This window comes from uncultured Gordonia sp. (assembly GCF_937858515.1).
GTDB lineage: Bacteria > Actinomycetota > Actinomycetes > Mycobacteriales > Mycobacteriaceae > Gordonia.
Genome location: NZ_CALLZT010000098.1, coordinates 1 through 7,332 on the forward strand (window position 1 = coordinate 1; position 7,332 = coordinate 7,332).

At 67.1% G+C, this 7,332-nt stretch carries 8 protein-coding genes; 2 read left to right on the forward strand and 6 right to left on the reverse strand.

What is annotated here, in order from left to right:
• Positions 1-172 precede the first annotated feature (172 nt).
• Genes Q0627_RS08910 through Q0627_RS08920 form a run of 3 tightly spaced genes read right to left on the reverse strand, consistent with a single transcriptional unit; the run spans position 173 to position 2,120 of the window.
• The gene (locus tag Q0627_RS08910) at positions 173-952 is read right to left on the reverse strand and encodes an ABC transporter permease (RefSeq protein WP_298809156.1); all 780 of its coding nucleotides are present in this window, start codon (positions 950-952) and stop codon (positions 173-175) included.
• The gene (gene modA, locus Q0627_RS08915; RefSeq protein ID WP_291018513.1) at positions 949-1,719 is read right to left on the reverse strand and encodes a molybdate ABC transporter substrate-binding protein; all 771 of its coding nucleotides are present in this window, start codon (positions 1,717-1,719) and stop codon (positions 949-951) included. Before modA ends, Q0627_RS08910 begins: the two co-directional genes overlap by 4 nt.
• Positions 1,716-2,120, reverse strand: a complete 405-nt coding sequence (locus tag Q0627_RS08920) for a molybdopterin-binding protein (RefSeq protein ID WP_291018511.1) — start codon at positions 2,118-2,120, stop codon at positions 1,716-1,718. The genes modA and Q0627_RS08920 overlap by 4 nt, the downstream gene beginning before the upstream one ends.
• Before the next feature lie 168 nt (positions 2,121-2,288).
• Between Q0627_RS08920 and Q0627_RS08925 the strand changes: the two genes are divergently transcribed.
• Positions 2,289-3,317: an ATP-binding cassette domain-containing protein gene (locus Q0627_RS08925; protein WP_291018509.1), complete on the forward strand. Its 1,029-nt coding sequence runs from the start codon at positions 2,289-2,291 to the stop codon at positions 3,315-3,317.
• Positions 3,314-4,165: an ABC transporter permease gene (locus Q0627_RS08930; protein ID WP_298809159.1), complete on the forward strand. Its 852-nt coding sequence runs from the start codon at positions 3,314-3,316 to the stop codon at positions 4,163-4,165. The genes Q0627_RS08925 and Q0627_RS08930 overlap by 4 nt, the downstream gene beginning before the upstream one ends.
• Before the next feature lie 4 nt (positions 4,166-4,169).
• Here Q0627_RS08930 and Q0627_RS08935 read toward each other — a convergent pair whose 3' ends face one another.
• The 3 genes from Q0627_RS08935 to Q0627_RS22485 all read right to left on the reverse strand — a co-directional run bounded on the left by Q0627_RS08935 (position 4,170) and on the right by Q0627_RS22485 (position 7,320).
• Positions 4,170-4,595, reverse strand: coding sequence for a hypothetical protein (locus tag Q0627_RS08935; protein ID WP_291018505.1), 426 nt, complete (start codon positions 4,593-4,595; stop codon positions 4,170-4,172).
• Positions 4,596-4,764: 169 nt separating this feature from the next.
• Positions 4,765-6,129 (reverse strand): ROK family transcriptional regulator, encoded by a 1,365-nt coding sequence (locus Q0627_RS08940; protein WP_291018503.1) that lies wholly within the window; start codon positions 6,127-6,129, stop codon positions 4,765-4,767.
• 381 nt (positions 6,130-6,510) lie between these two features.
• A complete protein-coding gene (locus tag Q0627_RS22485) occupies positions 6,511-7,320 on the reverse strand; it encodes an FUSC family protein (RefSeq protein WP_367180761.1) in 810 nt (269 codons plus the stop codon).
• Between the last annotated feature and the right edge of the window lie 12 nt (positions 7,321-7,332).

Consider the following 7,332-nt stretch of genomic DNA (forward strand, 5'->3'; position numbering starts at 1 on the left):
AGCGACGAAGGAGCGAAGGTCACGAAGGGTCCGGCGAGATGAGGCTCCCAAACCGAACACCCCGCCCCATCCCCAACCGGAACACCCCTCTTGATCCCTGAGGCTGAAGCGACGAAGGAGCGAAGGTCACGAAGGGTCCGGCGAGATGAGGCTCCCAAACCGTTCACCACGGTCACGAACCCACCGCCTTACGACGGCTGTGCACCCCGACCACGACGACCAGCGAAATCAGTACCAGCACAATGGACATGGGGATGGCCCGTTGGGGGTCGTCGATGGCGTCGACGTAGATGGCCAGGGGCGCGGTCCGGGTGACGCCGGGAGCGTTGCCGGCGAAGGTGATGGTGGCGCCGAACTCGCCGAGCGCCCGCGCGAACGACAGCACCAGCCCCGCCAGCACCGACGGCGCGATCAACGGGATGGTCACCTTCCACAGCACCCGCGTGGGCGAAGCCCCGAGCGTCGCAGCCACCTCCTCATACCGGGTGCCCGCGGACCGCAACGCGCCCTCGACGCTGATCACCAGAAACGGCAGCGCCACAAAGGTTTGCGCGAGAATCACGGCGGTAGTGGTGAAGGCGATATCGATTCCGGCCTCACGCATCGGCTGTCCGAGAATCCCGAGCTTTCCGAACGTGTACAGCAACGCGAGACCACCGACTACCGGCGGCAGCACCAAAGGCAGCAGCACCAGCGACCGAAGTACCCGCACGAGCAGGCCGTCGTGCCGCGAAAAGACCACGGCCATCGGCACTCCCAGTAGTACGCACAACCCAGTGGTGGCCGCCGACGTCTGCAGCGACAACCGCAACGCCTCCCGCGACGACTGCGAGGCCCCGGGCGGGCCGAACGTGCCCCGGGGCGTCTGGAGCCCCACCGCGGGGGGGGGGAGCGCGATGACGGTGCCCCCCACCGCCGCAATGAGATACACCCACCAGGGCGCCCGTCTCATGGCTTGCCGAAACCGGCCTCTCCCAGGATCTTCTGCCCGGTCTCACCGAGCACCAGTTCGGCGAACTCCTTGCCGACGGCGTCGTTGGCCGCGCCCGAAACGGTGGCGATCGGATACTTGTTGACGACCTCGGCGAATGCCGGATCGTCGACGGTGGCCACCTTGTCGCCGGCCGACTTGGCGTCGGTGACGTACACGACGCCCGCATCTGCCTGTCCGGTGGTGACCTTGGTGAGCACCGCCGTCACCGACTGCTCCTCCGAGGCCGCCTTGACAGTGACGCCGGTGTTCTTCTCGACGGTCGCGGTGGCGTTACCGCATGGCTGCGCCTCCTGGCAGACGACGGTGGTCACCCCCGCCTTGTTCAGATCAGCAAAGGACGCAATACCTTTCGGATTTCCGGGGGCGGTGACGATGACGAGCGTGTTGGTGGCGAAGATCTTCGGGTCGGTGGCCTTGTCGCCGAGCTTTTCCATGTTCTTCTCGTCTGCGGAGGCGAACACATCGGCGGGCGCGCCCTGTTTGATCTGGTTGACCAGCGTCGACGATCCGTCGAACGACAGCGACACCTTGACGCCGTCGTTCTCCTTCTCGAACTCACCCGCGATCGCGGTGAAGGTGTTCTTCAACGACGCGGCAGCGTACACGTTGAGCGTCACCGGACCGGACGCGGCCGAGCTCGACGCCGCGTCGTCACCGTCGTCGGACGAGCAGCCCGCCACCACGAGCAGGGCCGCGACCCCCAATACTGCCCCGAGTTTCTTCATCGTTGTTCTCCTTTGACTTCGACGATCACCGTCGTCGCTTTGACCACTGCCGTGGCGACGCTGCCCGGCTCCAGTGCCAATTCTCTGGCCGCTTCCGAACTCATCAGTGAGGTGACCTCGAACGGCCCGCACTGCATGGTCACCTTGGCCATCACCGTGTCGGTCTGGACGTCGGTGACCAGGCCGGTGAACCGGTTGCGGGCCGAGCGCAGCACGCCGCTGCCGTCGTCGGCGGGTTGCTGTGCGCGGCGGCGGGCGATCTCGGCGAGCGCGGCACCGTCGACGGTGGTGACGCCCTCACCGCTGGTGGCGGGCAGTTCACCGGCGGCGATCCAGCGGCGCACGGTGTCGTCGCTGACGCCGAGCAGCGTCGCAGCCTCGCTGATCCTGATCGCAGACATGGTGGCAACCATATCCGCATTCGCGGATTTTTTCGCTGACATACTCCTCACATACCGACCAGGCCCTGGGGTCCGGTATCCGGATCACGACAGTCGGCTCATCGCAAGGGACTTTCACCCGGTAAATAGGTCGCAGGTTGTCCGCTTTGCTCCCTATCCTGGGTGACCATGACCACTCCACACCGAACGCCCCTCGCCATCGAAGCGGATAACCTGGTGAAACGCTTCGGCGACTTCACCGCGGTGAACGGCGTCAGCTTCACGGTGCCGGAGGGTTCAGTCCTCGGGCTGCTCGGCCCCAACGGTGCCGGCAAGACCACCACCGTGCGCATGCTCGCCACGCTGTCACCGCCCACCAGCGGCACGGCCCGCATCGCCGGCTACGACGTCACCCGCGAACCCGACCTGGTCAGGCAGAACATGGGCCTGACCGGCCAGGCGGCCACCGTCGACGAGTATCTGACCGGCCGCGAGAACATCCGGCTGATCGGTGGTCTGTACGGCATCGGCCGTCGCGACATCGCCCGCCGCGGCGACGAGTTGCTCGAACAGTTCTCCCTCACCGACGCCGGCGACAAACAGGTCCGCTCATACTCAGGCGGTATGCGCCGACGCCTCGATCTGGCCGTCAGCCTCATCGCCGCCCCACCGGTGCTGTTCCTCGACGAGCCCACCACCGGCCTCGACCCGCGCAGCCGAAATGAATTGTGGGAAGTGTTGCGTGCGTTGGTCAATGACGGCACCACGCTGTTGCTGACCACACAGTACCTGGAGGAGGCCGATCAACTCGCCGACGACATCGTGGTCATCGACAAGGGCGAGATCATCGCGCACGGAACTCCGCTGCAGCTCAAGGAGCAGGCCGGCGCGGCCAGCCTCGAACTCACGGTGTCCGACGCCGCCGACATCGACGCCGCGGCGGCATTGCTGCGCAAGGGCGGCGGGGAGGTGTTCATCGACCGCAACGCCCGGCGACTCACCACCCCGGCCGGCGGCCTCGGCGACCTCACGCGGGCCGCCGGGTGGCTCGACGACAGCAAGATCTCCGTCGACGACCTGGGTCTGGCCCGGCCCAGCCTGGACGACGTGTTCCTCGCACTGACCGGACATCGCGCCGAGGATGACGAAAAAGACACCGACACAACCGAATCCGGCCTGGCCACCAGTGGCACCGGGACTGAGGAGAAGTCACGATGACCAGCGAATCCACCACCTCGACGGCGGCGGCCCGCACCGTGAACCGCCCGCAGATCAATCCGACCAACCTGTGGCAGCAGGCCGGACTCATGGTGTGGCGCAACCTGATCTACACCAAACGCATGCCGGAGATGCTGTCGGACGTGACGGTGCAGCCGATCATGTTCGTGCTCCTGTTCGCGTTCGTGTTCGGTGCCGCGATCGACGCCCCGGGCGCGTCGTACAAGGAGTTCCTGCTCCCCGGCATCATGGGTCAGACGATGATGTTCACCGCGTTCATCGTCGCTTCCGGCCTCACCAACGACTTGGAGAAGGGCATCATCGACCGGTTCCGGTCGCTGCCCATCCAGCGGTCGTCGGTGCTGGTGGGGCGGGCGCTGGCGAGCCTGCTGCATTCGTCTATCGGCATCGTCGTGATGGCGCTGACCGGTCTGATCATCGGCTGGCGAATCCGCACCAACGTCGTCGACGCCGTCGTCGGTTTCGCGTTGGTGCTGCTGTTCGGTTTCGGGATGATCTGGTTCGGCGTCCTCGTCGGCTCGTGGCTGCGCAGTGTCGAGGCGGTCAACGGATTCCTGTTCTCGACGCTGTTCCCGCTGAGCTTCCTGTCCAACGCGTTCGTGCCCACTGGGCCGATGCCCACGGTCCTGCGGGTCATCGCCGAATGGAACCCGATGTCCTCGCTCGTGCAGGCGCTGCGCGTGTCCTGGGGCAACGGCCCGGACATGCCCGACGCCGCACTGCCCCTGCAACACCCGGTGCTCTCAACGGTGATCTGGTCCCTCGCCCTGACCGCGGTCTTCGCCCCGTTCGCACTGCGCGCCTACCCCCGCCGCACGGCCGACTGAGGATTCAGCTCGCCACGATCATGGTGTAGTAATTGAAGCCGTGCCCGCCCGGACCGGTGCAGTAGAACGCGCCGTGAAAGCCTGTGTAGCACTCGGATCCGCCGCGCGAGACCTTGGATCCGGCGGTTGCTCCGGAGCCGGTAGGCACACCCACCTCGTCAATCGGCGGATTGCCACCGGGCAGCGTGTACGGCGTGCCGATTCCGAGTCCCGGATGTGCGGGCAGGAACGGCACGTCGATCACCATCTGCCGCACACCGTACGGAAGGTAGACGTTGGCTTTGCCCAGTCCGAGGTACTGCTGGACCGGAACCGAACGGCCCAGGTCACAGCCGACTTTGCCCGAATCGGTGATCGCGCAGTTGAAGCCGGCCGCCGAGAAGTAGGTGGCGCCCGAGGGTGCCGCAGCAGCCGAAGGTGCAGCGGCCATGGCGGTCCCTCCCACCAGGGCCGCCACCCCCAACCCTGCCGCGATCGACGTACGCAAACACCGTGACCTCGACGACGTTCGTGACTTCCACATGGGCCCGCTCCCAACCTTGTCGATATCAGGAAGGTCGGCCCGGTGCGCGCCGCTGTTACAGGCCGCACCCGTGTGTTCACGCGGTGAGCGCAATCGCCTCCAGCGGATCGGTGTAGATGGCGTCGAGGGAGACCGCGCCGGCTGCCTGCTGCTGGACCGTGGTGCCCGAGCGGGATACCCGCACGTCGCGACGCTCGGCGACGGAAGTTTCGCGGACCGCCTTGGCCAGGGTCGGCAGCGTCGCCGGGTAGTCGGTGAACGCCTGCCCGCCGAGGATGATGTGGTCGGGATTGAAGATGTCTGCGATCAGCGCGACGGTCCGGCCCAGCACTTCGGCGCGTTCTTCGAGCAGCGCGCGGGCGGTGGGATCACCGTTTCGGGCCAACTCATGCACCTGGTCGACGTCCTGCACGTTCAGGCCGTTGGCGTTCGCGGCGTCGACGATGCCGGTGTCGCTGGCCGTGTCTTCGAGTCGTCCGGTGCACTGCGGGTCGAGCAACCGGGTGCCGCCGACGGGGAAGTGTCCGATGACCGGCGGGCCGGCAGCGGGGGTGTGCACGGTGCCGTCGACGCTGAACGCGATGCCCACCATTTCGCGGGCGTAGAAGTACAGGAAGCTGGACCGCTTGTCGTCGGGGTTGACGACGAGTTCGGCGGCGGCCATCGCCTCCACATGCGATGCCACCGACACGGGCAGCCCGAGCGATTCGGCGATCACCCGGCCGACGGGGGCCTCCTGCCAGCCCAGACGCGGATGGTCGACGACGCCGCCGTTCGACACCCGGCCACCGATCGCGACGCCGGCCCACAGCACGCGACGTCCGGCCCAGCGTCCGACGAACCGTCGTGCGCTGGCCCCGATCGCGGCCAGGGTCTGCTCCGGGTTCTCGGCGGTGGGAGTGGCGATCTGGATGGCGCCGACGACGCGATGGAGCAGGTCGTAGGTGGTGATCGCGGTGACCTTGTAGCCGATGTGGATGCCGACCGTCAGGAAGTCGGTGACATTCAGTTCGAACGGGAGACGCGGCCGGCCGATGGCACCGGCAGGAGCGAGGTCGGCACGTTCCCGGATCAGCCCAGCCTTGAGCAGGGCGCCGACCTGCCGGTTGACCGTCGAGATCGACAGCCCGGTCTGCGCGGCGGCGTCGTCACGGAACACCGGACCGGACAGGCGTGCGGCCCGCAGCACGAGTGCGGCCGGTTTGCTGGGGAGCTGGAGTTGGGGCGTCGCGATGTGAATCTGGCTTGCCCCCCTTCCCGGAATCGCCCCGTCGGCGAGCGCGCGTCGCAGGGGTGCTGTCGATTCTCCCGCATGTCGGGGCGCGGCGGTACGGGGACGCGCCGGACCCGATCCGTACGCGAGGGGACGGGTCTGCCGTGGGGTGCGGGGCAGCGTCGCAAAGGTTTCGACGGAGGCAGAGCGATCAAGAGTTGCGGTCATGGCTGTGGTGTCCTTGCTGGAGGGGCCACACCTGCGCGGTCAACGACGATGTCACACCGAAGGTGTGGGCACGGTTGAGCGGGCGTCGGCGGGGCGAATGTACTGAGGGGAGGTGGGGACGATCAGTGCATTCGACAGCAACACAGCGGACGGACCAGCGGCAGCCGACAGCCCATGGCGACAGTCACGGCGGTGACATCGCTGGTGGGGTGGCTCGGGCTCGTCATGGCCAAAAAACTAGCATGCACGTGGCGTGATGTATCCCCCCGATCTCAGCGCGAACACGGCACGAGGTTTGGTTCAGGCGGGTGGAAAATAGCCTTTCACCGGCCCGTTTACCCTCGGCCGGCGGGACTGTCCCCCTTTGTGTTCACCCTGAACTTAACTGCCGGATCCGGCCCGCGGATGCCGCACACCTGTGCTTTCGAGGATTCCGTCGATGTCGGGACGGGTGACGGTGAGCAGGGCGATCACGATCCCGATGACCACCCCGAGCATCGTGTCGAGCACGCGATCGACCGCGATCGACGGGTCGAGGCCCACGCTCAATGCCGTCATCAGCAACGCCATCGGCGTCACGACCGTCGACGTGATGGCGTAGTTCCAGGGCGCGCAGATCTCGGCGATGATCTGCAGCACGATGATGGCGGCGATAGCTCCCCAATGCCCGAGCGGCAGCGCCAGCAGCACGGCCGCGATCACCCCGCCCACGACGTTGCCCACCAGCCGCGCGATCCCACGCTGCACCGTCCGGTGATACCTGACCCCCTGCATCGCGGCGACCGCACCCATCGACGCCCACAGCGGATGCGACAACCCCCCCCCCCCCGCCACCGCCCCACTGATCCCGGCCGCGACAACACTGCGCGCAGCGGTATGCACATGATCGCTGTGCGGACGCCGACTCAAACAAGCCCACACAGACTCATAAACGGGACCGTCCCCCTCCGCACCAACCTCTTCACCCCCCGAGACAGCACCCTCCGCACCAACCTCCTTGATCCCTGAGGGCGACGCAACGAAGGAGCGAGCGTCACGAAGGGTCCGGCGAGACGAACACCATGACCGGACCACCCCAAACCCCCGCCGCACCCCGTCCACGACCCAAGGCGACAACGAAGCCACAACCCCGCCCACCCCCCCCACCCCCCCCGCCACCCCCACCCCCCCCACGTCCCCCAACCCCCCCACCCACCCCCCCCC

Bases quoted from the DNA above. Each gene is read 5' to 3' on its own strand.
- Q0627_RS08925 (WP_291018509.1), top strand. From the start codon at position 2,289: ATGACCACTCCACACCGAACGCCCCTCGCCATCGAAGCGGATAACCTG.
- modA (WP_291018513.1), bottom strand. From the start codon at position 1,719: ATGAAGAAACTCGGGGCAGTATTGGGGGTCGCGGCCCTGCTCGTGGTG.
- Q0627_RS08940 (WP_291018503.1), bottom strand. From the start codon at position 6,129: ATGACCGCAACTCTTGATCGCTCTGCCTCCGTCGAAACCTTTGCGACG.
- Q0627_RS08910 (WP_298809156.1), bottom strand. From the start codon at position 952: ATGAGACGGGCGCCCTGGTGGGTGTATCTCATTGCGGCGGTGGGGGGC.
- Q0627_RS08930 (WP_298809159.1), top strand. From the start codon at position 3,314: ATGACCAGCGAATCCACCACCTCGACGGCGGCGGCCCGCACCGTGAAC.
- Q0627_RS08920 (WP_291018511.1), bottom strand. From the start codon at position 2,120: ATGTCTGCGATCAGGATCAGCGAGGCTGCGACGCTGCTCGGCGTCAGC.
- Q0627_RS08935 (WP_291018505.1), bottom strand. From the start codon at position 4,595: ATGGCCGCTGCACCTTCGGCTGCTGCGGCACCCTCGGGCGCCACCTAC.